General features: G+C 73.3%; 20 protein-coding genes. 13 read left to right on the forward strand and 7 right to left on the reverse strand.

Translation table 11 applies throughout. From position 1 onward, the window contains the following. Positions 1-65 precede the first annotated feature (65 nt). Complete coding sequence (locus tag CLV43_RS26880) at positions 66-2087, reverse strand: neutral/alkaline ceramidase (protein ID WP_106190619.1); 2022 nt, start codon at positions 2085-2087, stop codon at positions 66-68. A 590-nt stretch (positions 2088-2677) separates the two neighbouring features. On the opposite strand from CLV43_RS26880, the gene CLV43_RS26885 reads away from it, so the two are divergent. The 11 genes from CLV43_RS26885 (at position 2678) to CLV43_RS26935 (ending at position 15131) form a co-directional block, all read left to right on the forward strand. Continuing rightward, positions 2678-4069 carry an aminoglycoside phosphotransferase family protein gene (locus CLV43_RS26885; RefSeq protein ID WP_170156023.1) on the forward strand — a complete coding sequence of 464 codons (1392 nt, stop codon included), beginning with the start codon at positions 2678-2680 and terminating at the stop codon, positions 4067-4069. Beyond that, on the forward strand, positions 4066-4797 hold the full coding sequence (locus tag CLV43_RS26890) for a class I SAM-dependent methyltransferase (protein WP_106190199.1): 732 nt from the start codon (positions 4066-4068) through the stop codon (positions 4795-4797). The genes CLV43_RS26885 and CLV43_RS26890 overlap by 4 nt, the downstream gene beginning before the upstream one ends. After that, a complete protein-coding gene (gene purB / locus CLV43_RS26895; RefSeq protein WP_106190200.1) occupies positions 4794-6086 on the forward strand; it encodes an adenylosuccinate lyase in 1293 nt (430 codons plus the stop codon). Before CLV43_RS26890 ends, purB begins: the two co-directional genes overlap by 4 nt. After that, positions 6073-6480 (forward strand): GNAT family N-acetyltransferase, encoded by a 408-nt coding sequence (locus CLV43_RS26900; RefSeq protein WP_106190202.1) that lies wholly within the window; start codon positions 6073-6075, stop codon positions 6478-6480. The genes purB and CLV43_RS26900 overlap by 14 nt, the downstream gene beginning before the upstream one ends. Further along, positions 6477-7187, forward strand: coding sequence for a gamma-glutamyl-gamma-aminobutyrate hydrolase family protein (locus tag CLV43_RS26905; RefSeq protein ID WP_106190203.1), 711 nt, complete (start codon positions 6477-6479; stop codon positions 7185-7187). Before CLV43_RS26900 ends, CLV43_RS26905 begins: the two co-directional genes overlap by 4 nt. Further along, positions 7181-8410: an MFS transporter gene (locus CLV43_RS26910; protein WP_170156024.1), complete on the forward strand. Its 1230-nt coding sequence runs from the start codon at positions 7181-7183 to the stop codon at positions 8408-8410. The genes CLV43_RS26905 and CLV43_RS26910 overlap by 7 nt, the downstream gene beginning before the upstream one ends. Before the next feature lie 73 nt (positions 8411-8483). Next, positions 8484-10208, forward strand: a complete 1725-nt coding sequence (locus CLV43_RS26915; RefSeq protein ID WP_146174912.1) for a hypothetical protein — start codon at positions 8484-8486, stop codon at positions 10206-10208. Beyond that, entirely contained in the window at positions 10201-11571 is a 1371-nt protein-coding gene (locus CLV43_RS26920) for an amidase (protein WP_106190208.1), read from the forward strand. The genes CLV43_RS26915 and CLV43_RS26920 overlap by 8 nt, the downstream gene beginning before the upstream one ends. Beyond that, entirely contained in the window at positions 11568-13079 is a 1512-nt protein-coding gene (locus tag CLV43_RS26925) for a glutamine synthetase family protein (protein ID WP_106190210.1), read from the forward strand. Before CLV43_RS26920 ends, CLV43_RS26925 begins: the two co-directional genes overlap by 4 nt. Before the next feature lie 19 nt (positions 13080-13098). Beyond that, positions 13099-14070: a GNAT family N-acetyltransferase gene (locus CLV43_RS26930; RefSeq protein WP_146174913.1), complete on the forward strand. Its 972-nt coding sequence runs from the start codon at positions 13099-13101 to the stop codon at positions 14068-14070. Next, on the forward strand, positions 14070-15131 hold the full coding sequence (locus tag CLV43_RS26935) for a GNAT family N-acetyltransferase (protein ID WP_106190213.1): 1062 nt from the start codon (positions 14070-14072) through the stop codon (positions 15129-15131). The genes CLV43_RS26930 and CLV43_RS26935 overlap by 1 nt, the downstream gene beginning before the upstream one ends. Here CLV43_RS26935 and CLV43_RS26940 read toward each other — a convergent pair. The 6 genes from CLV43_RS26940 to CLV43_RS26965 all read right to left on the reverse strand — a co-directional run bounded on the left by CLV43_RS26940 (position 15107) and on the right by CLV43_RS26965 (position 25413). Continuing rightward, on the reverse strand, positions 15107-15529 hold the full coding sequence (locus CLV43_RS26940; RefSeq protein WP_106190215.1) for a hypothetical protein: 423 nt from the start codon (positions 15527-15529) through the stop codon (positions 15107-15109). The two genes, CLV43_RS26935 and CLV43_RS26940, sit on opposite strands and share 25 nt — an antisense overlap. 103 nt (positions 15530-15632) lie before the next feature. After that, entirely contained in the window at positions 15633-18323 is a 2691-nt protein-coding gene (locus CLV43_RS26945) for an AAA family ATPase (protein ID WP_106190216.1), read from the reverse strand. 25 nt (positions 18324-18348) lie between these two features. Then, positions 18349-20184, reverse strand: coding sequence for a multicopper oxidase family protein (locus CLV43_RS26950; RefSeq protein ID WP_106190218.1), 1836 nt, complete (start codon positions 20182-20184; stop codon positions 18349-18351). 234 nt (positions 20185-20418) lie between these two features. Continuing rightward, positions 20419-22599 (reverse strand): RNA polymerase recycling motor ATPase HelR, encoded by a 2181-nt coding sequence (helR, locus tag CLV43_RS26955; RefSeq protein ID WP_211304569.1) that lies wholly within the window; start codon positions 22597-22599, stop codon positions 20419-20421. Between the two features lie 47 nt (positions 22600-22646). Continuing rightward, positions 22647-23861, reverse strand: coding sequence for a glycosyltransferase (locus tag CLV43_RS26960; protein WP_106190220.1), 1215 nt, complete (start codon positions 23859-23861; stop codon positions 22647-22649). Positions 23862-24003: 142 nt separating this feature from the next. Continuing rightward, positions 24004-25413: an aminotransferase-like domain-containing protein gene (locus tag CLV43_RS26965; protein WP_106190221.1), complete on the reverse strand. Its 1410-nt coding sequence runs from the start codon at positions 25411-25413 to the stop codon at positions 24004-24006. Positions 25414-25450: 37 nt separating this feature from the next. On the opposite strand from CLV43_RS26965, the gene CLV43_RS26970 reads away from it, so the two are divergent. Both CLV43_RS26970 and CLV43_RS49455 read left to right on the forward strand, forming a co-directional pair. Beyond that, positions 25451-26344, forward strand: a complete 894-nt coding sequence (locus CLV43_RS26970; protein WP_211304570.1) for a DMT family transporter — start codon at positions 25451-25453, stop codon at positions 26342-26344. Positions 26345-26438: 94 nt separating this feature from the next. After that, positions 26439-26915 (forward strand): ATP-binding protein, encoded by a 477-nt coding sequence (locus CLV43_RS49455; protein ID WP_245887031.1) that lies wholly within the window; start codon positions 26439-26441, stop codon positions 26913-26915. Positions 26916-26979 lie beyond the last annotated feature (64 nt).

Here is a 26979-nt window from a genome sequence, read left to right on the forward strand (position 1 = left end):
ACAGGCCCAGACAGCACCGTGGTTACCTCTGCCCACCAACACTCTCGATCATTACGGGACAACCTTTAGGCGACCGCGAAGCCGCCCGTGGCGCCGGTGAAGCCGGTGATCCGCCCGGTCCACCCGCTCTTCCAGTCGCCGAAGTGCACGATCCGGTAGGTCCCCGCGGGCGTGCCGGCCGGGATGGTCCAGGTGATGGTGGCCTCGGAGTCGGCGACGCCGGACCGGCGCCACCGGTAGCGGGTGGACCAGTCGCCGTCGTCGCCGTGGCGGGTCCACCTGCCGTCGACCAGGCGCTGCACCTCCAGGAAGGTGCCGTTGCGGTGCAGGTCGTTCTTGGGGTGGCCGGTGACGAACACGGCGGTGACGGTCTGGCCGGCGGTGTAGGACGCGGCGGGCTGGGTGAGGACCTGGCCGAAGGTCCGCGACGGGGCCTTGTCGTCGAAGACGACGCCGGTCTGCAGGTTCAGCTCGGTGAACGGCGGCCTGGTCGGCGTGGGGCCCGGCGTCAACGGCGTGCCCGCGCGCAGGGAGGCGGCGAGCTTGCCGAACTCCTGCTGGTAGGCGGGAGTGGTGTTGCGGCCGAACAGGGTGGAGCCGCCCTCGTACTGCTGGAGGTCGTACTCCTCGGGGGTGGTGACGTACTGGCTGTAGTCGTTGGCGTAGCCCTGGATGAGCACGTCCTGCAACGGCACGCCCAGTTCCGCGGCCACCGAGCGGCGGATCCGCAGACCCGCGGTGATCGTGACCTCGCCGGGCACGGCGACCAGGTGCAGCTGTCCTATCCGGACGATCTGCAGCGGCACGACGTTCGGGGTGGCCTGGACGAGACCGGTCGGGACGAGGGAGGCCTTGGGGTACTGGCAGTCCTTGAGCCACTGGGGGACCGGGATGTCCAACGGCTCCAGCAACGACTTGATCGGGCTCTGCATCCCCTCGGTGAAGCCGGGGATGGCCGGGCCGTCCTCGACGCTGCCCGCGAGCGTCGAGGCGCCGACCACGCCCGAGCAGGTGGTGCCGGGCGTGCCGTCGGTGGTGTAGCGGCCGTCGACGGCGACCGATCCCATGTCCACGAACCGCATCCGGTGGCCGACGCCGCCGGTGACCGCGGTCTGCGGGCCCGCGAAGATCTGCTGCGCCTTGCGGTTCTGCCGCTCGCCGATGATCCGGGTGTTCTCGACGTAGTCCTCGGTCGGCCCGGATCCGGGGCGCAGGTCGAGGTTCGGCGACATGTCGCCCGCGTTGGTGTTGGGGAACGCCGCCACGAAACCGGGCCGCCCGTCGAGGTAGCGGACGCCCGCGTCGTCGTGCTCCCACTGGTAGGAGGCGTAACCCTTGTTGTCCGGGCTGATCAGGGTGTTCTCGCCGACCATCGACGTGTTGTGGGTGGCGAACCAGCTGACCGCGCCCACGTCGGTCCCGCCCTGCCGGAACTTCAGCACGGTCATCGACGGGTCGATCGCGTCGGGGAAGAAAGCCTTGTCCGAGGCGGGGTTCGCGTCGAACGCGACCCGCGACCGGTTGACGCTCGCGTCGGTCAGCTCACCGCGGCCCAGCGACAACGAGCCCGGCTTCACGTCCTCGTGCGCCGCCACCACGGACTCGACGATGCCGTCGGTGACCGCGTCGAGCGTCTGCTGCTGCATGCCGAGGACCGACAGGTTGTAGGCCAGGTTGTGGGAGTAGCCGCCGGGACCGGCGTGCGTGTGCGTCGCGGACAGCAGCAGGTTCTCGCGGGTGTAGAGCGACCCGTAGCGCTGCTGGAGCTTGGCCAGCACGCCCTCCTGGACCGCGCGGAAGACCATCGCCAGGTCGGCGTTGACGTAGGCGACCCGACCGCCGGTGGCCCGGTCGACCACGACGTAGGCGCGGGAGCGCTGGCGCTGGTGGATGCCGGTGGTCTTCTGGTCGAAGTCCGAGTACCCCATCATGCCGTTCTCGGCGGCGGGACCGGTCACGTCGGAGATGCCGCGGCCGACCAGGTAGGGCTCGGCGTCCGCCCGCGCGGACTGCTGCCCGGTGACCACGAGCAGGCCCGCCAGGGTGGCCAGCACCGTGGCGAGGGCCGAACGCCGAGTCGTCCGCATGCGCACTCCCGAGGTACGTGAAGCAGATTCATGTTCGCCTCGACCGTAGGTGATCCGCGCAATTCGGACAAGGGTCCGGACGTCGGTCGGGGTGTCCGACAAACGGACACGGCGGCGGTCGACGCCGCGGTGAAATCGACCGGCCATTCCTAGTACGCGTCCGCGGGCGGATTCGCCACCCGTGAGCAGCGTTGTTTATCGCTGCTATAGGGGTAGCTGATGGGAAAAGGCCAATCGGCCGAATTCGCGGCGCCCTGCCGAATGGTGATGTACGCCCGCCGGCCTCAGGTGGTCCATTTCCGGCCCGGAGGTCGCCACCGGGTATCGGGGCGGGGAACCGGGTTGACCTCGGGTGTCCCGGTGCGGCCGTCCGGTGGGGGTGGCGGCTCGAAATCGACTTCCTGTAGCCCACCGTCACGTGATACTGGAGGTTGACTTGAGTTGTACGCCAATCGGCTGACGTATTAACACCGGATGTCCATTGGCCATCGACAGGGTTCCACGCCGTGTATACGGTGAGGCCTCGGTAAGGCCCGACCGACTGGGGGAAGGGCCTCGTTCATGAATGGGTGGTCATGGGGGATGCCGTCATGCGGTCGGCGACCGCGGGTGAGCTGGGCGGCCTGTACGCCGCGCTGGCGGGGGAGGACCCGGCGTTCGACGCGGGGTCGCCCGCCGTCGTGCTGGTCGGGGTGCCCGCCGACGCGGTCGTGTGCAAACGGTTGCGGCAGTTCGGGTTCGGCGTGCACACCCTGGACGGGCAGGCGCCCGGCGTCTACGTCCTCGGCGGCTCGCTGCACGGGACGTGCCTGACCGGCCCCGACTTCGTCGAGGTGCTGGAACGGGCCCGGCTGCGCGACCTCGCGGGCGACGTGGCCGCCGAGCCGCGGTTCACCACCCTGCACAAGCCCGGTTCCGACTCGCGCGGGGTCGTCCAGTTCCACCTGGACGGCCGCGAGGTCGTGGCCAAGATCGGCGAGGCGGAGGCGATCGCGGGCGAGGTCCGGTTCGCGGGCGCGGTCAACGACCTGCTGGCCCGCGAGGGTCGGCGCGCGCTCTTCCCCGTGGTGCACGGACTCCGCGTCGAGGGCGGCCAGGCCGTCAGCCTCATGGAGGCGGGCGAGCCGATGCCCATCGCGCTGCTGTTCGCCGACGACCGGCGCACCACGCTCGCCGACGACGCGCTGGGCCGCCTGGAGGCGCACCTGGACCAGGTCTCCGCCTGGTACCGGCTCACCGCCGCCGACCGGCGCCCCACCGTGGCCGACTACCTCTACCGCGAGCGCTACCACGCGCTGCCCGCGGAACCCGTGTTCGCCTCCACGTTCCGCGCCCTGTTTGGCGAGGCGGACCTGGAGGAGGTCCTCGACGCGCGGGTGCTGCTGCCCGGCGGCGTCGACCTGCCGTCCTACCGGGAGTCGGTGCGGTGGCTGGACGAGGTCGTCCCCGGCCTGCTGCCCGACCACGGCAGCGCGGTGCACGGCGACATCTACGCGGCCAACATGCTCCTGCGCGCCGACGGCAGCGCGGTGCTCATCGACCCCCGCACCGTGTGGGAGGGCCGCGACCGCCCCGACGTCGGCTACGGCGACCCCGTGTTCGACTTCTCCACGCTGCTGCACGGCGTGTTCCCGATGGCCGCGATCCTGCGGGCGGTCGAGACCGGCACGACCGCCGACCTGTTCGACGGTCCGGTGCGCCCGGCGGCGGGCGTGCTCGACCTGTCCTCGCTGCGCCTGCCCGGCGAGTTCCCGGACGCCGTGGAGAAGCTGGAAGCCGTGATGCTGCAAGGGCTGCCGCGTCCCGACGGGCACGCGCGGACCCGGCTGCTCATCGGCGCGGCCACCTCGCTGCTGGGGTGGCTCAAGTACGAGAAGTCGCTGCGGTCGCCGCAGGCGTGGCTGGCCACCTTCGGCTACGTCGCCTGGTACCTCGACCGGGCCAGGAAGTCCTTTGACGACAACGGGAGACGAGAGCTGTGACGGCACTGGACTACGACGACCTCGCCACCGAGTACGCCAAGCACCGGCGTCCCTACCCCGGCCTGGTCGAGCACATCGTGGAACGCGCGGGCGTGACGTCCGACTCGACCGTGCTGGAGGTCGGCTGCGGCACCGCGAACCACCTCGCCGCGGTGCGCCGCACGACGGGCGCGCGCTGCATCGGCGTCGAGCCGTCGGCTGAGATGCGCAAGCAGGCCGCCGAGCACCCGGAGGAGCTGGACCTGCGCGAGGGCTTCGCCGAGGAGCTGGACTTCCCCGAGGGCACCTTCGACCTGGTCATGTCGGTCGACATGATCCACTACGTGCGCGAGCCGCTGCGCTACTTCCAACGCGCCTTCGCCGCGCTCAAGCCGGGCGGCCACTTCCTCACGGTCACCGACTCCGACTGGGCCATCCGCAACCGGATCCCGATGGCCCGGTACTTCCCCGCCACGATCGAGGTCGAGTTCGCGCGCTACCAGCCGGTCCCGGCGCTCGCGGGCGACCTCGCGCTGGCCGGGTTCACCGACCTGTACGAGCGGATGATCGAGAGCACCTACCTGCTGCACGAGGCCACCAAGTTCGAGGACAAGTCCCACTCCTGCCTGCACCTCATCGGCGACGAGGAGTTCGCGGCGGGCATCGCGGCCCTGCGCGCCGACCTCGCCAAGGGGCCGATCGAGGCGAACCAGCGGAGCCTCGCGCTCTGGGGGCGGCGGCCGCTGTGATCGACCGGTACGCCCTTCCCGAGATGAAGGGGCTCTGGACACCCGAGCGGAAGTACGCCTCGTGGGTGGAGGTCGAGGTCCTCGCGAGCGAGGCGCAGGTGCGGCTCGGCGTCGTGCCCGCCGAGGCGCTGCCCGCGATCCGCGACGGCGAGGTGCCCACGCCCGCGCGGGTCGAGGAGTTCGAGCGCGTCCGCGACCACGAGATCCTCGCGTTCCTGGCCGCCTACACCGAGACGATCGCCGACGGCCACGGCCGCTGGGTGCACCACGGCATGACGAGCTACGACCTCGTGGACACCGCGCTGGGCCACACCCTGGCCGCCTCGTGCGACCTGGTGCTGGCCGAGGCCGTCCGGCTGCGCGCGGTGCTCGTCGCGCGGTCCAAGGAGCACTGGGACACCGTGTGCGTGGCCCGCACGCACGGCATCCACGCCGAGCCCACCACGTTCGGCCAGAAGCTGGCGCTGCACGCCTTCGCCGTCGACCGGAGCATCACCCGGCTGCGCGCCGCCCGCACGGCGGTCGCGGTCGGCACGATCTCCGGCGCGGTCGGCACGTACTCCAGCATCGACCCGGCGGTCGAGGCCTACGTGTGCGACCGGCTCGGGCTGGGCGTCGAGCCCGTGCCCAGCCAGGTCGTCGCCCGCGACCGGCACGCCGAGCTGATGGCCGCGCTGGCGCTGCTCGGCGCGGTCGTCGAGCAGATCGGCCTGGAGCTGAGGCTGTTGCAGCGCACCGAGGTGCGCGAGGTCGAGGAGCCGCGCACCAGCGAGTACCAGGGCTCCAGCGCCATGCCGCACAAGCGCAACCCGACCACGAGCGAGCGGATCAACGGCCTGGCCAGGCTCCTGCGCGCCTACGCCAACGCCGCCTACGAGAACGTGGCCCTGTGGCACGAGCGCGACCTGGCGCACTCGCCGGTGGAGCGGGTCGTGTTCCCCGACGCGTTCACCATCGCGCACTACCAGGCCGGCAAGGCCGCGGACGTCATCGGGAACCTCACCGTCCACAGTGGCCGGATGCTGGCCAACCTCGAGGCCACCCACGGCCTGATCTACAGCTCCGAGGTGCTGCTGGACCTCGTGAACGCAGGCGAGGACCGGGACAAGGCCTACCGCGTGGTGCAGGCCGCCGCGCTGGAGTCGACCGAGACCGGCGAGCACCTCGCCGACACCCTGGCGGACCGCGGGATCACCACGACCGCCGCCCAGTTCCAGCCGGAGCGGTTCCTCGGTCGGCGGGACGTCCTCCGCGACAGAATGGAGAAGTTGCTCGATGTGGAAGTGTGAAGTCGTCCAAGGCGCCGACCTGGACGTGGCCGAGGTCGCGGCGCTCTACCACGCCTCGACGCTGGGGGAGCGCCGCCCGGTGGCGGACACCGAGCGCTTCCGGGACATGGTGCGCGGCGCGAACCTCATCGTGGTGGCCCGAGTGGACGACCGGCTCGTCGGCATCTCGCGGTGCGTCACCGACTGGTCCTACGCGACCTACCTGTCCGACCTGGCCGTGGACAAGGAGTTCCAGCACCAGGGGATCGGCCGCGACCTGATCGAGAAGACCAGGCAGGCCGCTCCCCGCGCCAAGATCGTGCTGCTGTCGGCGCCCGCCTCCGTGGAGTACTACCCCCACGTCGGGTTCAAGCAGCACAACTCGGCCTGGGTGATGGATCCGCTGACCCCATGAGCACGAGCAGAGCGCCCCGGATCGGTGTCACCACCTACCAGGAGAACGCCTCCTGGCGCGGCTGGCACCGCAGTGCGTCCCTGGTGCCCAGGGACTTCCTCTCCCCGCTGGCCGACGCCGGCGCGTTGCCGCTGATGCTGCCGCCCGACGGCGGACCGGCCGAGGCGGCCGACCTGGCCGCGTGGCTCGACGGGCTGCTGCTCGTCGGCGGTCCCGACGTGGACCCGGCCAGGTACGGCGCACGGCGCGAGGAGCACACCGGTGGCGCGGAGCGCAAGCGCGACGAGTGGGAGCTCGCGCTGCTCGCCGCCGCCCTCGACGCCGGCATCCCGGTGCTGGGCGTGTGCCGGGGCATGCAGCTGCTCAACGTCGTCCGCGGCGGCACCCTGCGCCAGGACATCGGCAAGACCGACCACCAGCCCGAGGGCAGCCGGTTCGGCTCGGTCGTGGTGACCATGGTCGAGGACCTGATGCCGGGCGCGCTGATCGGCCCGTCCACGACGGTCTCCTGCTACCACCACCAAGCCGTCGACGTGCTCGGCGCCGGTCTCGTGGCCACCGGGCGCAGCGCGGACGGCACGGTGGAGAGCCTGCAGCTCACCGACCGCGACTTCGTCGTCGGCGTGCAGTGGCACCCGGAGGTCGGCGGGGACCAGTCGCTGTTCAAGGCCTTCGCGACGGCCGCGGCCGGGCGGGTCCCGTGCTGAGCGCGGTGCTGCCGCGCAGCCACCGGGGCCGGGTGCTGGCCGCGGGGGCGCTGCTCGACGCCGTGGCCACCGGCCTGTACCAGGCCGTGGCGACGCTGTACTTCGTCCAGCACGTGGGCATCCCGGCCGCCTCGGTCGGGCTCGCCCTCACGCTGGCCAACACGTTCGGCCTGCTCGTCCCGATGCCGGTCGCGCGGCTCACCCGCCGGATCGGGGTGACCAGGGTCTACGTCGCCCTGCTGGTGCTGCGCGGTGTCGGCATGGCCGGCTACGTCCTCGTGGACGGCTACTGGCGCTACCTCCTCGTCACGGCCTTCTTCACCGCCGCCAGCCGCGCGGCCCTGCCGCTGCTGCAGGTGCTCGTGGGGCAGATGGAGGGCGAGGGCGACCGGACGCGCACGATGGCGTCGATGCGGACGGTGAACAACATCGGCCTCGCCACCGGCTTCTTCTTCGCCGCGGGCGTCCAGCTGTTCCAGTCCCGCCTGGCCTACCAGGTGCTGTTCCTGGTCGGCGGTATCGCCTTCGCGCTCGTCTCGTTCGTCACGGTCGCGGCCACGCGCGGGATCGAGGGGCGCGACGCCGCCGTGCCGGACAAGGAGAAGCGGCCCAGGACGGTCTACCGGGACGGCCGGTTCATGGTCGTCGCGGTCGCCAACGCGGCCCTGCTCCTGCACGACAGCATGCTGTTCATCCTCATCCCGCTGTGGGTGGTGCAGCGGGCAGGACTGTCGCCCACGGCGAGCTCGGTCCTGCTGATGCTCAACACCGCGATCACCGTGCTCATCCAGGTCCGCCTGGCCAAGTACGGCAAGGGTTTCGGCGGCGCCATGCGACTGCTCCGGTGGTCGGTGGTGGCGCTGGCGACCGCCTCGCTGTTCCTCGGTTCCGCGGGATCGGGCGGCGACACGTGGGTGCTGGTCGCCCTGCTCGCCGCGGCGGTCGTGCTGCTGACCGTGGGCGAGAACCTGCACGCCATCGCCGGGTGGGAGCTGTCGTTCCTGCTGTCGGCGCCCGAGCAGCGGGCGCAGTACCTCAGCCTGTTCAGCCTCGGGTACACCGGCCAGCTCATCGTCGGGCCGGTGCTGATGACCTCGGTCGTGCTGCCCTGGGGCATGCCGGGTCTGCTGGTGATGATCCTCGTCTTCGTGCTCGCCGCGGTGGCCACCTCGATCGCGGTCCGCGGTCACTCGGCCGTCCGCGAAGCGGAGGTGCGCGCGTGAGCACGCCGACCGGGTTCGTCTTGTCCCACCTGTCGTTCGTCAACGGGTCGGCCTCCCCTGATCGAGCCGGTGGATGCCAGCCACGGGAAGGGGAGCTGTGGTCTCGCTCAAGTCCGAAGGGTTCACCGAACTGGTCGCCGACGTCGCGCAGGTCGCGCGGTCGTCGCGGGACGTCGCCGTGGTCACGAAGATCGCGCTGACCCTGGACGGCCGTCTCGGCGAGGACATCGGGTCGGCGGCGCTCACCGCCGCGGACCGGGTGGTCGTGGAGCTGTTGCGGGGTCCGGGGATCCACCTGGACGCCGACGACGTCGACGACGCCGACGACCGGCTGTTCCTCACCCGCACCGGCAGGCTCGCGGTGCGGCTCGACGGGGCCGAGGGCCCCGAGGACGCGTTCCCGCTCGGCGCGGTGCGGTGGGGCGACGTCGACCCCACCGACGTGAAGGCGCGGGCGCGGGCCGAGCACGACCGGACCGCGCGGGGCATCGCCGCGCTGCACGCCGAGCTGGTCGCCCAGCCGGAGGCGGAGGTCCACGCGCGGCTCAAGCGGATCGAGCACGCCGTGGTGCACATGGCACCCGTGGTGATCTACGTCGACGAGCGCGTGTACACCAACCTGACCAAGTTCGGGACCCTGCCGGGGAAGTCGCTGTCCGCGACGCACGCCCGGTCGCTGTTCAACCGGCTGCGCGCCACCCCGGTCGCGGACTGGGCCCCGGTGGACGCCTGCTTCGTGGCGTGCGCCGACGTCCTGCTGGTGTCCGGGCCGCCGGTGCGGCTGGAGGAGTTCAACGGCACCCAGCTCGACCCGGAGGCGCTGCGCGACTTCCTGGTCGAGCGCATCGGCACCTACGGCGGGGCACCGCTGCCGGGCGGGACCGACCTGCGGCGGCTGGAGGAGCTCGCCGTCCGGTGCGCCGCGCTGCGCAAGGAGACCGTCGGCGGCGGCGACTCGACGCCCTACCGCGTGATCAACGGCCTCAACCTGCACAAGTCCGAGCACCTGCTGCCCACCCCGGCGGTGCTCGGCGACGCGCCGGAGGCCGTGATGGCCCGATTAGCAGAGGTCCTCGGGGTCGACTCGCCCGTCGACACCCGGATCACCGACCTGGCACCGCTGTTCACCGACCTGGCCTCGCGCCTGGTGACCGCGCCCGCGCCCGAGGGGTTCACCACGGCGTTCGAGTCGGTCCTGCACGCGTTCGTGACCACGGCCGCCGAGGCCTTCGACGCCGACGTGGCGATGAGCAGGGGCCCGCAGACGTTCGACCCGCTGCGCACCGAGCACGAGGTCGACCCGCTCGGGCTGGGCACCGGGGACTTCTACTGCTGCGTCGCGCCCAGGCAGGCGTTCGTGGAGCGGTTCCGCGAGTTCACGCCGGGCCTGACGCGGGCGCTGTCCGCCTACAGCGCCCGGATGCGGTTCAACACCTGGCACTACCTGCCCTCGACGCTGGGCGTGGTCGAACGCGAGCCCGGCCGGGACGACTGGTTCTTCGCGCCCACCATGCCGGACGTGGCGTCGTGGTCCGACCAGCACCACACCGGGCACGTGGCCTTCGGCGTCCGGTACGCCATCCGCGTCCCGTTCGGCATCGACTACGACGGCCGCGCGCTGCCCGGTCTCTACGACCTGCGGCTCATGCGCACCTCCCTGCCCGCGTTCACGGTGGGGGAGCTGCGCGGCGCCATCGCCACGGCACTGCTGCTCAAGCAGCTCTACCAGGCGATGTCCGCGCACGAGCCGAAGGTCGTCGACTTCGGCAAGAGCTGGTACGAGAGGTTCCATGGTTGACCCGCGCCACGCGAGCGCGGCCGAACTGCGCGCCTGCTACTCGACCAAGGAGCTGTCCCCGACCGAGCACGTCCGCGCGACGCTCGACCTGCTGGAGGAGTCCCAACCGGAGCTGCACGCCTTCACGACCGTCACCGCCGACCTGGCCATGGCCCAGGCCGCGGAGGCGGAACGGCTGATCCTGGAGCACGGGGAGGAGGCCTGGCACGGGCGACCGCTGCTGGGCCTGCCCGTGTCGGTCAAGGACCTGACGCCCACCGCGGGCGTGCGCACGACCCGCGGGTCGCTGCTGCGCGCCGACTGGGTGCCGGAGCAGGACGCGCCCGCCGTGACCCGGCTGCGCGAGGCGGGTGCGGCCCTGCTCGGCAAGACGGCCACCTCCGAGTTCGGCTGGAGCGCGGGCACCGTCAACCGGCTCACCGAGCCGGTGGCCAACCCGTGGGACCTCACCCGCAGCGCGGGCGGGTCCAGCGGGGGAGCCGCGGCGGCCGTGGCCGCCGGGATCGGCGTCGCCGCACTGGGCACCGACGGCGCCGGGTCGATCCGGATCCCGGCGGCGTTCTGCGGGGTGGTCGGCTACAAACCGACCTTCGGGCACGTGCCGTACGCGCCGCTGAGCCCGGAGGGCCTGTCCCACCTCGGGCCGCTGGCCCGTGACGTGGCCACGGCGCGGCTGGTCGCCGACGCGATCGCCGGACCGCACCCCGACGACCCGCTGTCGGTGCCCCGACCGCCCCGGCGTCCCACACCGGACCGCGTGCGGGTGGCGTGGCTGCGCTGGCCGGACGAGACCGGCGCACCGGGCGAGGTGGCGGCCATCGCGCGGGACGCGGCGGCGGCGCTCGGCGACGTCGCCGAGGTCGACCTGCCCTTCGCCGACCCCTACCCCCACCTGGTGACCATCCTCGCCGCGTTCGACGCGGGCCAGCGGCCGCGGGACGACGCGCTGTCCGACCCCTTCCGGCTGCGCGTGGTCGAGCACGGACGGCGGCTGGGCGCCGCCGACCTCGCGCACGCCCTGACCGAACGGCAGCGGCTCGTCCAACGGGTCGACGCGCTGATGGAGCGCTTCGACGTGCTCGCCTCGCCCACCGCGTGGGTCGAGCCGTTCGCCGTCGACCGGTGGCGGCCCGACGACGGCGACGACCTCGACTGGCTGGCGTGGTGCCGCGCCGCCTACCCGTTCAACCTCACCGGCCAGCCCGCGGTCTCCGTCCCGGCGGGGCTCACCGCGGCGGGCCTGCCCGTCGGGCTGCACCTCGCGGGCCGACGGCACGAGGACGACCTCGTCCTCGACGTCGCCGAACGGTTCGGGAACGCCCGCCCGTGGCACCGGCAGCACCTCGGAAAGGAACAGCGGTGAACAGCGACAGCTACCTGGCGCAAGCGGCGGGGCAGACGGACTTCGTCGCCCGCCACGGGTTGTGGGACGACGAGCAGAAGGCCGCGGCCACCGAGGTAGAGGCCCGGCTGGACTCGGTGGACTTCGTCCGGGTCGTCTACGGCGACCCGCACGGCATCGCGCGCTCCAAGACCGTGAGCACGGAGGTGTTCCGCACGGTCCTGCGCAACGGCATGGACTTCAGCCCCGGCCCGTTCGTCTTCGACACCGGGCACGCCGTCGCCGTCGACTTCTTCGCCGAGGGCGGCGGGATCGGCATCCCCGAGCTGACGGGGGCGGGCGACTTCATCGTGGTGCCGGACCCGCGCACGTTCCGCGTCCTGCCGCACACCGGCCGCCCCACCGGCTGGGTGATCGGCGACGAGCACCTGCGCGACGGCTCACCGCACCCGCTGTCCGGACGGGCCGTGCTCAAGCGCCAGTGCGACCAGCTCGCCGCCCGCGGCCTGAGCTACGTGGTCGGGCTGGAGGTCGAGTGGTACCTCACGAAGAAGACCGGGGACCCGCTCGCCCGGCCCGGCGGGTTCGGCGTCCAGGGCGGGCCGCCCGCGGTGGAGCACGTCAACGGCGGCTACCAGTTCAACTCCGACTCGCTGCTGGACGCCGTGATGCCGGTGATCGACCCGGTGATCGACGCCCTGCTGGCGCTGGGCCTGCCGATCAGGACCGTCGAGCACGAGTCGGGGCCGGGGCAGCTGGAGTTCACCTTCAGCCCGATGGACGGACTGGACGCCGCCGACGCGATGCTGCTGTTCCGCACCGTCACCAAGCAGGTGCTCGCCCGCGGCGGCCACCACGCGTCGTTCATGGCACTGCCCGGCCTGCCGGGGTTCGACCCCAGCGGCTGGCACCTGCACCAGTCGCTGGCCGACCGCGCGACCGGCCGCAACCTGTTCGTCGCCGAACCGGGCGCGGACGTGCTCTCGGAGCTGGGGATGGCCTACCTCGGCGGGCTGCTGGAGCACGCCCCCGCGGCGAGCCTGCTGTGCGTGCCGACGATCAACGGCTACCGGCGGATGCGGACCGGGTTCAGCCTGTCGCCCGACCGGATCGCCTGGTCGACGGAGAACCGCGGCGCGTTCCTGCGGGTGCTCGGGGCGAACGGAGACCCCGGCAGCCACGTGGAGAACCGCATCGGCGAGCCGTCGGCCAACCCGTACCTCTACCTGGCCAGCCAGGTCAGCGCGGGCGTGGACGGCGTGGACAACCAGCTCAAACCGGGTCCGCCCGCCGGCGACCCGCACAGCCCGGAGGCGCTGCCGCTGCCCACGACGCTCGTCGAGGCCCTGGAGGGCTTCACCGCGAGTGATCATTACCGCGTTACGCTGGGCGGGGCCCTGCACGAGGCGCTGCGGCTGATGAAGACCAGCGAGCAGGCCAGGTACGACGAGTGGCGCACCGGCGGCGGTGCGGTGCGGGACGACGAGGTCACCGAATGGGAGCACAGTGAGTACTTCGCCACTTACTAGCGGCGCTTACCGGCGCCGGGTGGTGCGCAGCGTCGACGACCTGAGCCCCGGCACGGCCGCGGTGGTCAAGGCGGCGGGCGCGAACATGAACTACAGCACCGAGTTCATGCGCGCCTACGAGCGCTTCCCGATCCAGGCCGTGCACGGCAACTACTACGTCGAGCTGCTCGACGACGCCGACGAGGTGGTGGCGTTCGCGCCGTGCTTCGTGCAGGGCGACCCGCTGGGCGCGCTCGGCCTCGGCCCCGGCGAGCACGCGCTGCTCAGCCAGGTCTGGCACTGCTCGGACACCCGGCTGGTCGCGGCGGAGGCGACCCCGGAGATCGCCACCGAGCTGCTGGCGGCCATGCGCGAGGTGGCCGCGTCGCTGGGCTTGGCGCGCACCGGGTTCATCAACGTCGCCGAGGGCTCGCCCAGCGCGGTGGCGCTGGAGACCGCCGGGGTGAAGGGCGTCCACCTGGACACCCGGTACTGGCTCGACCTGGCCAAGTACGGCAGCGAGGAGGGCGTGATCGAGTCGATCAAGCCCACCAACCGCCGCGAGTACCAGCGGCACTGGCGGCGCGGCACCGAGGCGGGGGTGCGGATCACCACCCGGCACGCCGGTCCCGACGAGCAGGTGTCGAAGCTGAACCTGCTGCTGACGACCATGGACCGGGTCGGGTCGCCCGGCTACTACGACGCGGAGAAGCTCGCGAAGTTCCTCGCCGAGACCCCGACCGCGTGGATCATCGAGATCGCGCTGGACGAGAAGCTGCTGGGCTTCGCGATCCTGTTCGTCGACGACACCCGGCTGCACGCATGGGCGCTGGGGTACGACCGCGAGACGAAGCTGACGTTCAGCCCGTACTACCTGATGTGGGGTTCCTTCATGCGGCTCGGCTACGAGCTCGGCCTGCCGACGCTGGAGGCGGGGCGGCGCAACGGCGAGTTCAAGATGCGCCACGGCCTCGTGCCCCAGGACCTCAGCGCGTACGTGGTGGACGTGTGATGACCGAGCTCCTGGTGACGCCCGGCCTGCCCGACGACTGGGACGCGGTGGCAGGCGACGGCCCCGCGGCCGGTCGCGGCCGCTGGGTCCGCTTCGGCCAGTCCTGGTACCCCGGCCCGTACAGCACGTTCGCCCTGCGCGACGAGGACGGCACGTGCCTGGTCGCCATGGGCGGCACCGTCCTGCCCGAGCCCGCCGCCGTGCCCCGGCGCGACGCCTACCACATCCTCACCGGCCGCACGGCGCACCTCGGGTTGTTCACCGAGGACGAGCACCCGTGGCCGACGGACCTCGACCCCGCCGAGGTCCACCCGTGCCTGGTGCTGATGTACCCCAACTACGCCACCTACCAGGCGGGTCCCGGCGCCGAGGACCCCGAGGTGCTGCGCCGGTTCGTGGCCGAGCTGGTGGCGTGGGCCAAGACCGGCGGCATCGCCTCGATCGCCCTGCTCTACCTCACGCCCCGCGCCCGGCCGCTGGTGGACGAGCTCGCCAAGGCCGGGTTCGGCGTGCACCGCAAGGGCGAGCGCTGCGACATGGCCGTCACCTGGACCGACTTCGGCGGCTACCTGCGCACGTTGCCGAAGAAGTACCGCGACGAGGCCAAGCGCGAGATCAACCGGATGGACGAGCGCGGGCTCGTCCGCGCCCACCGCCCGATGGCCGCCGACGAACCCGAGCTGCTGGACCTGCGCTGCCGCCTCATCGAGAAGTACGACGGCAAGGTCGACCGCGCCGACCAGGCCGCCATCTTCGACGGCATCCGCGAGCACGTGGCACCCGAGGACATCACCGTCTTCACCGTCTCCGACGGCGACAAGCTGCTCAGCTTCAGCCTGTTCATCCAGGACGGTCCGGAGTGGACGGTCATGCTGATCGGCTCCGACTACAGCGAGCCCGACGCGTCCTACGGCTACTTCTCCTGCATGTTCTACCAGCCCATCGAGCTGGCGCCCGCGCGCGGCGTGGAGCTGCTCGCCTACGGCTACGGAACCCTGGACGCCAAGCGCCGCAGGGGGTGCCAGCTCTCGCCGTACTACACCGCGGACCTGAGGTTCTGACCGCCGCGCCGCCACCCGTGCCAGCCCTTGCACAGGACGAGGGCGACCACGGTCGCCACGACCAGGCTGCAGTCGACGAAGAAGGTCTGCTTCGCGTCGGGCAGGTCGAAGAACACCAGGGCGAACACGGTGATCGCGGACTTCTGCACCAGCAGCAGCTCCCACACGCCCCGCTGCGCGCGCGGCGCGACGGCCAGCATCGCCCACATCCCCGCGAACACGATGTAGGCGAACGTCCGCCACGCCTCGGTCAGCACCCGCTCGTCGGACACCTCGGTGACCAGCTTGATCCCGCCCGCGAACGCGGCGGCGGTCGCGACCGAGCACGCCGCCAGCAACCCCCGCCCGATCCGGTCCGCGAGCGCGCTGGGGGCGTCGACGGTGACTGCGTTCGCCATGGCTTTCCTTCCCTCGTGGGGCTCCGCCTCCGTGGCGGCCGTGCCCCACGCTCCCGCGCGGCGAGGTGTCCCGGCATCGGTGGTACCTACGTAGATCGGGCGCTCAGCCCTCCAGCTCCGCCCGCCCCCGGAGCTGCCTGCGGGACGTGATCCCCAGCTTGCGGAAGATGTTGCGCAGGTGGGCGTCCACCGTCCGCGGGCTCAGGAACAGCCGCGCCGCCACCTCGTTGGACGTGGCCCCGGTGGCCACCTGCCTGGCGATGAACAGCTCCTGCATCGTCAGCTGGTCGTAGCCGTCCCCGGACCGGCCGCGGACCTTCTCGCCGGTGGCCCGCAGCTCGTCGGCCGCGCGCCGGGCGAACGCCTCCATCCCGATGTCCGACAACAGCTCGTGCGCGGTCCGCAGGTGGGTGCGGCAGTCCTTGCGCCGCCCCTCCCGCCGCAGCCACTCCCCGTACAGCAGGTGGGCCCTGGCCCGGTAGGGCACCAACGGGGTCTCCTCCAACAGGTCCACGGCCTCCCGGTAGTGCTCCTCCGCCCCGGTCACCAACCCGCGCGCGTACGCGGCGACGCCGAGCCCCGCCGTGGTTCCGCCCGCCTCGGTGCGTTCGGTCAGCGACTCCAGCGCCTCGACCGCCGCCCCCGTCTCCCCGCACCGGACCGCCGCCTCCACCAGCTCCGGCAACGAGCCCCCGGCCAGGAACAGGTCGCCGTGCGCGGTGGCCCGCCTGGCCGAGGCCAGCGCGGTCGGGTAGTCGGCCACACCGTTGTGCAGCACGGCCGACGCCCAGTGCACGTTGGCGACCAGCTGCCCGGAACCGCTCGCGGCCGCGGCCTTCGTGGCCCTGGCGAACAGCTCCACGGCCTCCGCGCGGCGGCCGCGCACCGCGGCCAGCTGCAGCCGGTGGTAGAACACCTCGGGCCCGCCGACCGCGTCGGCGATGGCCTCCTCCTCCGCGACCGCGGCCATCGCCCGGTCGAGGTCGCCCGTCCACACCCCGCTGGAGACCACCTGGGCGAGGCCAAGGCGCAGCACGAGCGGGGAACCGGACTCGCGGCCGCTCTTGAGCAGCCACTCGACGATGGCGGCGTGGGTGTGCGGGTCCCACAGCTCACCCGCGATCATCACCGCGAGCGCGGGCCGCCGCGTCCACATCGGACTCTCGCCGCCGTCGAGGACCCGGCGCAGCAACGGAACCGCGGCCCGGTGCCCGTCCGCGGCCAGGACGGCCAGCGCGTCCAGCACGTCCGGGGAGCGCCCCGAGTCCGCGGCGGACCGCACCGCGGCCAGGACCTGGTCCAGCACCCCGCCCGCGCGGCCGACGACCAGCGCCATCTCGAGCGCGTCCAGGTAGGTCTCCCGCGACCGCCGCGGGTCCAGCACCTCCAGCCGTCGTCCGGCGCGCAGCATGAACATCGGCCCGTTGCCGTCGTTGTGCCGCACGAAGGCGATCCGGCCCCGCAGCACGTCGACCGCGGCGTGCTGGAGCTCGTCCAGCACCGCGTTCTCCACCGTCGTGAGCAGGGCCGCCGCCGTGTCGGTGGCGCCCGCGTCGAGGTGCGCCCGCACGGCCGCGAGCGTCCGCTCGACCCGGTCGGTGGTGTCCAGCGACAACGCGGCCGCGCGTTCCATGAACGCCGCCGCGGCCGTCACCCCGCCGCGGGACAGGGCGCGGGAGGCGGAGCGCTCCAGCTCGGCGGCGACGTCGTCGTCGGGGCCGGTGCCCGCCTGCGCGCGGTGCCAGGCCCGCCGGTCCGGGTCCACGACCGGGTCGGTCACCTCGGCCAGCACCCGGTGGGCCGCGAAGCGGTCGTGCGGCTCGGCGGCCCGGTAGACCGCCGAGCGGGCCAGCGGGTGGCAGAAGCGGACGCGGGTGGCGAACTCGACCAGCCCGGTGGACGCGGCGGCCGCCCCCGCCGTCGCCACCTCGACGCCCAGCCGGGCCGCGGCGGGCCACAGCAGACCGGGGTCACCGGTCGGGTCGGCACTGGCGATGGTCAGCAACAGCCGCGCGTCCGCGTCCAGATCCTCAAGCCTGGCCCGGAAACCGCGTTCGATCCGGGTCGGCGCCGACGACGTGTCGGGCGGCGCGAACCCACCCGCCCGCGGCAGCTCCAGCAACGCCAACGGGTTCCCGCGCGCCTCGGCCATGATCCGGTCGCGCACCTGCTCGTCCAGCGTGACGTGACCGGCCGCCGCCAGCAACGCCCGCGCGTCCGCGTCCGCCAACCCCTCCACGTCCAGCGCCGGCAGCTCGTCCAACCCGCCCGCCGGACAGGGCGACCGCACCGCGAACAGCACGGCCACCGGCTCGGCCGCGACCCTCCTGGCCAGGAACGCCAACGCCTTCGCCGACTCGGCGTCCAGCCAGTGCGCGTCGTCCACCACGCACAGCAGCGGACGGTCGCGGGCCGCGGCCGCCAGCAGCTCCAGCGTCGCCAGCCCGATCCGGAACAGGTCGGGCGTCCCCGTGTCGAGCCCGAAAGCGATCCGCAGGGCCTCCCGGTGCCGGTCGGGCAGGTCCACCAGGTGCTCCAGCACCGGCACGCACAGCTGGTGCAGGGCGGCGAAGGGCAGCTCCGTCTCGAACTCCGCCCCGGACGCGTGCACCACCCGGAACCCCGACGTCCGCCGCGCGTGGTCCAGCAGCGCGCTCTTGCCGATGCCGGCCTCGCCGCGCAGCACCAGCACCCCGCCCCGGCCCCCGCGCGCCGCGCCGGTCAGCTCGTCGACGCGCCGGAGCTCCTGCCGCCTGCCGACGAGAGGACCGGAGGGGGAGGCCGACGTCCGCATAGCCCCGTACGGTAGCGAGCCCGCGTCACTCGGGCAGGTGCGCCGCGGAGTACGGCGAACTGACGCCGACGTAGGCCAGGTGCATGATCATGCCGTCGGCGCCGTGCTCGAAGTTGTGGCAGTGGTCCATCCAGATGCCGGGGTTGTCCGCGGTGAACGCGACCTCGTACACCTCGCCGGGCGCGACGTTGAGCGTGTCGGTCCACCACGGGGAACCGCTCGCGGGAGTCCCGTTGCGGGACAGCACCCGGACGCGGTGGCCGTGCAGGTGCATCGGGTGGTCGATGACGCTGCGGTTGGCGATGCGCACCCGCACCCGGTCGCCCTCGGCGACGGTCAGCGTGGGCACCGCCGGGTACAGCCGGCCGTTGATCAGGCTGCTGACGTAGCCGAACCGCCCCTGGCTGAACCCGAGCCCGTCGTCCAGCCGCAGGTCGTAGTCCCGGTCGAAGCCGTCCGGGACGGGCGTCGCGCCCGAGCCGTAGGCGAGCGGGTCGAACAGCGGCCCGTCGACCAGCGGTGCCGGGTCGGCCTTGCCGTCGGGGCTGAACGTGAGCACCGCGGAGTCCGGTGCCTCGGCGACGGCCACGGTGACCGGGCCGTCCGGCATCGTGAACGCCAGGTCGCGCCGTCCGCCCGCGGGGAGCAGGAACTCCGTCCCCTCCTCCAGCGGGGTCGCGCCCTGGACCGCGTTCCCGTCGATGGCCGCGACGGCCACCCCGGTACCGCCGACCCGGACGTGCTTGGGCTCCCTGGAGCTGTTGACCAGCCGCAGCCGGACGTCCTCACCCGCCCGCGCGGCCTGCCGGGAGGGCTGGTCCGAGCGGTCGAGGGCCACGACCGGCCTGGTCGCGTCCGGCCACTCGTGGGTGAAGACCGTGCGCTCGATCCCGGTGAACGGCTGCTCGTCCTCGATGACCAGCGGTCCGAACAGGCCGCGCTGCACGGTGCCCAGCGCGTCGCGGTGCGTGTGGTACCAGAAGGTGCCCGGCCGGTCGGGCACGAACCGGTAGACGTGCCGCTGACCCGGTGGCACGGCGTCCTGCGTCACGCCCGCCACGCCGTCCTCGGCGTTGGGCACGTCCACGCCGTGCCAGTGCACGGTCACGCCCTCGTCGACGTCGGTGTTGACCAGGGTGACCTCGACGAGCTGGCCCTGCTTGGCGCGGATCTCCGGGCCGGGGGCGGTGCCGTTGAAGGTGAGCGCGTCGACCGTCCTGCCCGAGTCCAGCCGCACCTGGGTGTGGGCCGCGGTCAGCGTCATCCGGACGTCGGGCTCGCGGTCGCGCGGGCCGGTGAGCGTGTCGACGCTCGTGGCCCCTGAGGTCGGGTGGTGGTGCTCCTCGGGGACCGCGTTGGCCTGGCTGGCGAGGGCCAGCGAGACCGCGGGGACCAGCAGGAACGCCGTCGCCAGCCAAGGTGCGCGCGAGGCACGGGAGCCCTTCGCACGCCAACGGCCCAGCGCGACGGACAGGCCGGTGACCACGCCCAGGGCCACCGCGGACCCGGCGAGGACGACCGCGGTGTCCTGGAGCCCGAACGGCAGCAGGAACCACCAGACCGACAGCAGCACCCCCGCCGCGCCCACGTGGACGGTCGTCGTCCCCGGTCGCCAGAGCGCCACGGCGACCGGGACGACGGCCAGCGGGACCTGCACCACCAGCCGGGTGTCGGCCAGCGCCGGACCGCCGGTGAGGAGCAGGAGGGCGACCGCCAGTCGCGCTGCCACCAGGACGGCGGTGACCAGCAGCCAGCGCCTGCGCGGACGGCCGTCGGCGGACGCCCTGGCCGCGAGGGCGAGGGCGGCGGCGATCGCCAGGACGGCCAGGGTCATGTCGGTGAGCAAGAGCGGTTCGAACACCTGTCCACGGTGACCGGTGGCCCGCCGTGCTCGCGTCGGTGGAAGTCGCCTACCCGCGTGACCCGATGGTGTGAGTCGCGCCGGAGGACCGATCCCCGCGGCGCGTCGGCGCGAACGTCCGGATGCGCGGGCCGACCGAGTGGCCCGACCGGTTTCGGGCCGGGAGCGCGTCCGGGCCTCCGCACCCACCCCCAGGGGTCCTCGGGGTGCGGAGGTCCGGGCATCCGGCGGGCTCTACGACGGTTCCGCCGCGCGGTCGGCGAGCCCGGTCAGCACACCGGGCAGCGGGTGCCGGTGCAGGACGCCGAGGCGCTGGGTGGCGCGGGTGAGGGCCACGTACAGCTCCGCCTGCCCGCGCGGACCGTCGGCCAGGATGCGGTCCGGGTCCACGACGAGCACGGCGTCGAACTCCAGGCCCTTCGTGTCCGACGCCGCCGTCACCCCCGGCACGTCGGGCGGCCCGATCACGACGCTGGTGCCCTCGCGGCCCGCCTCGTCCCGCACGAACTCCTCGATCGCACCGGCGAGCCCGTCGTCGGTGACCCGCCGGGACCACGGCCGGACACCGCACGCGCGCACGGACTCCGGCGGCCGCACGTCCGGCGCCAGCTCGGCCAGCAGGGCGGCCGCCACGGCCATGATCTCGGCCGGGGTGCGGTAGTTCACCGTCAGCGACCGGTACACCCAGCGCCCAGGCACGTACCGCTCCAGCATCGAGCCCCACGACCTCGCACCCGCCTCGGACCGGCGTTGCACGAGGTCGCCCACCACGGTGAAGGAACGACCGGGGCAGCGGCGCATCAGCACCCGCCAGTCCATCTCGGACAGCTCCTGCGCCTCGTCCACGACGACGTGCCGGTAGGTCCAGTCCCGGTCCGCCGAGGCGCGTTCGACGAGGGTGCGGGTGTCGTGCTCGACGAACCGGTCGGCGAGGTCCTCGGCGTAGAGCAGGTCGGTGGCGAACAGGTGGTCCTCGTCGTCCATCGAGTCCTGGCGGCCGACCAGGCTGTCCAGCACCTCGGCGGCGTGCGCGGCCGCCGCCCTGCGCTCCCGCTCGGCCGCCCGGTCGTCGGTCCTCGGCCTGCCGAGCAGGTCGACCAGCTCGTCGAGCAGCGGAACGTCCGACACCGTCCACGCGGCACCGTCGGCGCGCGCCAGCACCGGGTCCGCCCCGATCGCCCGCAGCCGTTCGGGGGAGGAGTACAGCGGTGCCAGCAGGTCCTGCGGCGTCAGCACCGGCCACAGCTCGTCGAGCGCGGCGGTGAACGCACCCTCCTCGGCCAGCTCCTTGACCAGGTCCGCCCGCATCCGCTCCCACGCCGCCTTGTCCGACCGGTTCAGCCAGCCCTTGCCGATCCGGCCGATCGCCCGCTCGGTCAGCACGTAGGTGACGATCTCGGCGAACACCGCGCGGGCCTCGTTGTGCGGCAGCCCGCTGGCCCGCGCCTCGTCCCTGGCCCACTCGGCCGTGGCGGCGTCGATCCGCGCCGTGACACCGCCCAGCCCCACCGGCAGCGGCTCGTCGGGCAACCGCTGCCGGTCGGCGACCGCCGCCGCGAGCACGTCGAGGATCTTCAGCGACCCCTTGAGCCGCGCGGCCTCCGGCGGGTCCTCCGCGGTGACGCGCAGGCCCGGCACGAGGTCACCGGTGGTCGTGAACACCACGTCGGACTCGCCCAGCGACGGCAGGACGCGGCCGATGTGGTCGAGGAACGCCGGGTTCGGCCCGACCACGAGCACACCGTGCCGTTCCATCCGCTCCCGCTGCGTGTAGAGCAGGTAGGCGACGCGGTGCAGCGCCACCACGGTCTTGCCGGTGCCGGGACCGCCCTCGATCACCAGCACACCGGGGTGGTCGAGCCGGATGATCTCGTCCTGCTCGGCCTGGATCGTGGCCACGATGTCGCGCATGCCCTCGCCGCGCGGCGCGTTGACCGCCGCGAGCAGCGCCGCGTCACCCCGTTCGACGCCGTCGGGGCGGCCGAGCACCTCGTCGGTGAAGTCGACGACCTGCCGGCCGCGGGTCTGGAACTGGCGTCGTCGCCGCATCCCCTCCGGCGAGGCCCCGGTGGCGATGTAGAACGGCCGCGAGGCCGGTGCCCGCCAGTCCAGCAGCACCGGCTCGTAGTCGTGCTCCTCGTCGAACAGGCCGATCCGGCCGATGTAGGACCGCTCACCGGTGATGGCGTCCAACCGGCCGAAGCACAGCCCGCTGGACCCGAAGTCCAGCCGCTTGAGCTCCCTGGCCGACGTGCGCACCTGGACGTCGCGTTCCATCGGCGTCCCGCCGGTGCCGCCCAGCGCCGACGTGTACTCGTCCTTCACCCGCGCGCGCTCGGCGTCGAGCCGCGCGTACAGCCCGGCCACGTAGGCGCGCTCGGACCGCAGTTCCTCTTCGTACCCCTGGGTCGACACAGGCCCCTCACCCCGTTGGACTGCGATCGCGTTCGTTGCGGTGTCCTTCACGCGGTGACCCGCTCCCGGTCGACGAGCAGCCTCGCGGCCACCGCCGCCCCGTCGGTGCGGATCGTGCCGGCGACGGCGGCCGCCCGCTCGCGGGTCCGCTCCGCCAGCACCTTCGCGAGCGCGGCCGTCAGCGACCCGACCGTCGGCGTCGGACCGTCGTGCGCCACGCCCACGCCGAGGTCGGCCACCCGACCCGCCCAGTACGGCTGGTCCGCCAGCTGGGGGACCACGACCTGCGGCGCACCCGCCCGCGTCGCCGTCGTCGTGGTGCCCGCACCGCCGTGGTGCACCACCGCGGCCACCCGACCGAACAGCGCCCGCTGGTTCACCTCGCCGACCACGAAGCAGTCGTCCCGCAGGTCCACCGGCGCCAACCCGGCCCAACCGCGCAGCACCACCACGCGGTGCCCCACCGCCCGCACAGCCTCGACGGCGTCCTGGGCGACGTCGGCCGAACCATGCATCGGCATGCTGCCGAACCCGACGTACACCGGCGGCGCCCCCGCGTCCAGGAACGCCACCAGGTCGTCCGGCAGCGGGCGCTCGTCCGGCACGACCCACGCGCCGGTCTGCACGACGTCGAAGTACGCGGGCTCCCGCCACGGGTCCAGCACCGGATCCGTGGCCAGCCACGGCCGGTCGCCGATCACGTGGTCGCGCACGCCCCGCACCGGCGCCATCCCGTTCGCCACCCGGCTCGAGTTGAGCGCCTCGCCGAACAGCTCCTCGACGCTCTCGGCGTCCAGGTCCCACAGCGCCCGGTTGTCGGTCACGTCGACCGGCAGCTCCCGACCGGGGTAGGCGAGCGGTGCGCGGTGCGGCGAGGGCAGGGTGAGCTGCTGGAACGTCACCGACACCGCGGGCACACCCACCATCTCCGCCACCGACAGCGCCCCCGCCGCGGTCGGCGTCATCCCCGTCACCACCATCGCGTCACACCCGCGCGCCGCCCCGGCCACCACCTCGAACTGCTCGGCGACCAACCGCGCCGCGCGCTCCGGAATCGACGACGGCGCCGGCGCCGCCACCGTCAACGCGCTCGCCGACGGCCCGACCGGCACGAACCCCACCCCGACACCCGCCAACCGCTCGGCGAAGTCCGGCGGCGCGCACACCACCACCTCCACCCCAAGCACCCGCAACTCCACCGCCAGCGCGACCAGCGGCTCGACGTCCCCCCGCGATCCGTACGTCGACAACAACACTCGCACTGGGCGACTCCCATTTCCGCAGGTGACCGGCTTAGGGCGCTGATTCTGCGGCACAACCGGGGCCTTGCCACAAGCCCCCCGGTGCGCTATACGTTGAACATGGAAGGGAGTGTCCACTCCTCCTTCCGACTCCGTTTGGAGATCACGTCCGCCGTTCCAAAGCCCCGCCGATGACCTGTGCCGCGCGGGGGAAGGCGCCGGGGTTCGGGCCTGCGTAGTTGAGCCTGAGGTAGCGGCCGGTCGGTTCGGCCGGGAACCACTCGTCGCCGGGGGCGACGACGACGCCGGAGGCCTCGCAGGCGTGGACGACCGCGGCCAGGTCGGTGGTGTCCGGCAGTCGCACCCACAGGTTGAGCCCGCCCGGCGGGACGGCCTCCAGGTGTGCCTCGGGCACGTGGTCGCGGAGCGCGTCGACGAGGAGGTCGCGGCGGGCGGTCAGGTGTTTGCGCAGGCCGCGAAGGTGGGTGCGCCAAGCGGGGTCGGTGACGACGTCGAGCGCCACGGACTGGAGCAGGCCGCTGACGTAGATCGACACGGCCTGCGCGTCGGCCAGGATCCGTTCGCGGGCCGGGCCGCGGGCGACGATCCCGGCCACGCGCACGGCGGGGGAGACGCTCTTGGTCAACGACCGCAGGTACACGACGTGGCCGCCGTCGTCGCGCGCGGCGAGCGGCACCGCGTCGGTGGTGATGCCGAAGTCGTGCGCCCAGTCGTCCTCGACCAGGAACGCCCCGTGCGCGCGCACGACGTCCAGCACCTGGTCGGCCAACGCCGGTGACCACTGGGCGCCGGTCGGGTTGGCGTAGTTCGGCTGGGCGTAGAACGCGTTCGCCCCGGTGCGCTCGAACGCCCGCGCCAACGCCTCCGGGTCCGGCCCGCGCACACCGCTGGGCACGGGCACCAGCCGCACACCCACCTGCGCGGCGGCCAGGATCGCGCCCCAGTACGTCGGCGACTCCACCAGCAGCGGCCGACCCGCGCCCACCAGCGCGCGGAACGCCGTGCCGAGCCCGATCTGGCTGCCCGGCAGCACGATCGCGTCGCTCGGCGCGGGCGGCGCCACCCCGACCGGGGCGGCCGCACCGAGCTCGGCCGCGAACCACGCCTGAAGCTCCGGCAACCCCGCCGCCGGTGGCCTGCTCACGGCCGCGTCACCGCGGGCGGCGCGGGTGAACGCGGCGCGCACCAGCCGTTCGGGCAGCAGCTCGCGGTCCGGGTAGCCCGAGTGCAGCGCGAGCACGTCGTTCGGGGTGGTGCGCAACGCCGACGACAGCGGCGGGACGGGGTGGTCCGGCGACCCGAGCGCGGCGGTCTGCCAGCCGTAGTCGTTCGGGCGCGCGACGCGGACCGCGCTCACGAACGTGCCCACACCGGGACGGCTCTCCACCACCCCCTGCGAGGTCAACGCCCGCAGCGCCTTCTGCACGGTCACCGGACTGGCCCCGAACCGGGCCACCAGCTCCCGCGTCGACGGCAGCCGCGCACCCGGCGCCGCCCCGGCGACCCACTCCCGCAGTTCCGCCACGATCCGCGAGCTGCTATCAATGGACATGACAGCGGACAGTAGCGCTACTCTCGCTCGACCCCCAGTGCTATCCACGCCCCGCGCCGGGCTCGGCTGGGGTCTGCTCGGCGTGCTGGCGTTCTCCTTCAGCGTCCCGTTCACCCGCGTCGCCGTGGCCGGCGGCGGGATGCCCCCGCTGTTCATCGGCTGCGGCCGGGCCGTCGTCGCCGCCGTCCTCGCGGCTGCGGCGCTCGCGCTCACCCGGCAGCGCCTGCCCCGCGGCGTCCAGTGGGGCCGCCTCGCGGTCGTCGCCGCTGGCGTGGTCATCGGGTTCCCGGTGCTCACGTCGTTCGCGCTCACCACCGCGCCCGCGGGACACAGCGCCGTCGTGATCGCCCTGCTGCCCGCCGCGACCGCCGTGCTGGCCGTGCTCCGCGGCCACGAGCGGCCACCGCTCGCCTTCTGGGTCACCGCCGCCGCGGGCGCGCTCGCCGCACTCGGCTTCGCCGCCTCCCAGGGCAGTGGCCTGGGCGGCCTCGGCTGGGCCGACCTGCTCCTGTTCGGCGCCGTCGTCTCCGCCGCGATCGGCTACGCCGAAGGCGGTCTGCTCGCCCGTGAGCTCGGCGCGTGGCAGACCGTGTCCTGGGCGCTGGTGCTCGCCGCGCCGCTGATGGTCGCCCTCACCGCCGTCTCGGTGGCCGGACAGCCGCCCACCGGCACCCCGGTGGAGTGGGCCGCGTTCGCCTACCTCGCCGTCGTCAGCATGTTCCTCGGCTTCTTCGCCTGGTACCGCGGCCTCGCGATCGGACCCATGGTCCGGGTCAGCCAGGTCCAGCTCGTCCAACCCGTCCTGACCATCACCTGGGCCGCGATCCTGCTGCGCGAACAGGTCACCTGGGCCACCGTCCTGGGCGGCGCGGCGGTCGTCGCGTGCGCCGCAGTGGCCGTCCGCTCCAGGCTCGCCGCGGGGGAGGACTAGGGTTTCCTGTCCGCGGGTCTCCCCGTGTGCGCCGGTCCTCTACGGGGTACACCCACCGCGGCGCACCCTGCCCGTCGTCCGGAGGAGCCGCCCGATGGATCACCAGCACGACCCCGGTCCCCCGTTCGACTTCTTCGGCAGGCCCCCACTGGTCAGCGGCTCCGTCACCGCCGCCGTGGCCGCGTTGCACACCGAGGTCGAGGAGGCGCTGACCCTGGCCGTGCTGCCCTGGGAGGCCGACCTGCGGCACTGGCAGGACGTGCGCTCGGTCCGCTCCGGCATCCGCAGCCACCTCGAGGCAGTCCTCACCTCCCGCGTCCTCGAGGACGTCCTCGTGGTCGCCTCCGAGCTGGCCGCCAACGCCCACCGCCACGCCCGCCTCCCCGGCCGCGTCCGCGTCTTCCGCAAGGGCTGCGCCGTTCGCGTGGAGGTGACCGACCGCGACCCCAACCGCCCCAGCACCGGCGGCCGCGGCATCCCGCTCGTCGACCGCGTCAGCAACGCCTGGGGCGTCCTGCCCGACGGCGAGGGCGGCAAGACCGTGTGGGCCGAGCTCTCCGAACACCGCTGAGCCCCGAAGAAGGATGCGTATGCGCAAGTTTGCGCGTGCGCAGTACTCCTTGGGATGCTGACCC

Source organism: Umezawaea tangerina, assembly GCF_003002815.1.
Taxonomy (GTDB): Bacteria; Actinomycetota; Actinomycetes; order Mycobacteriales; family Pseudonocardiaceae; genus Umezawaea; species Umezawaea tangerina.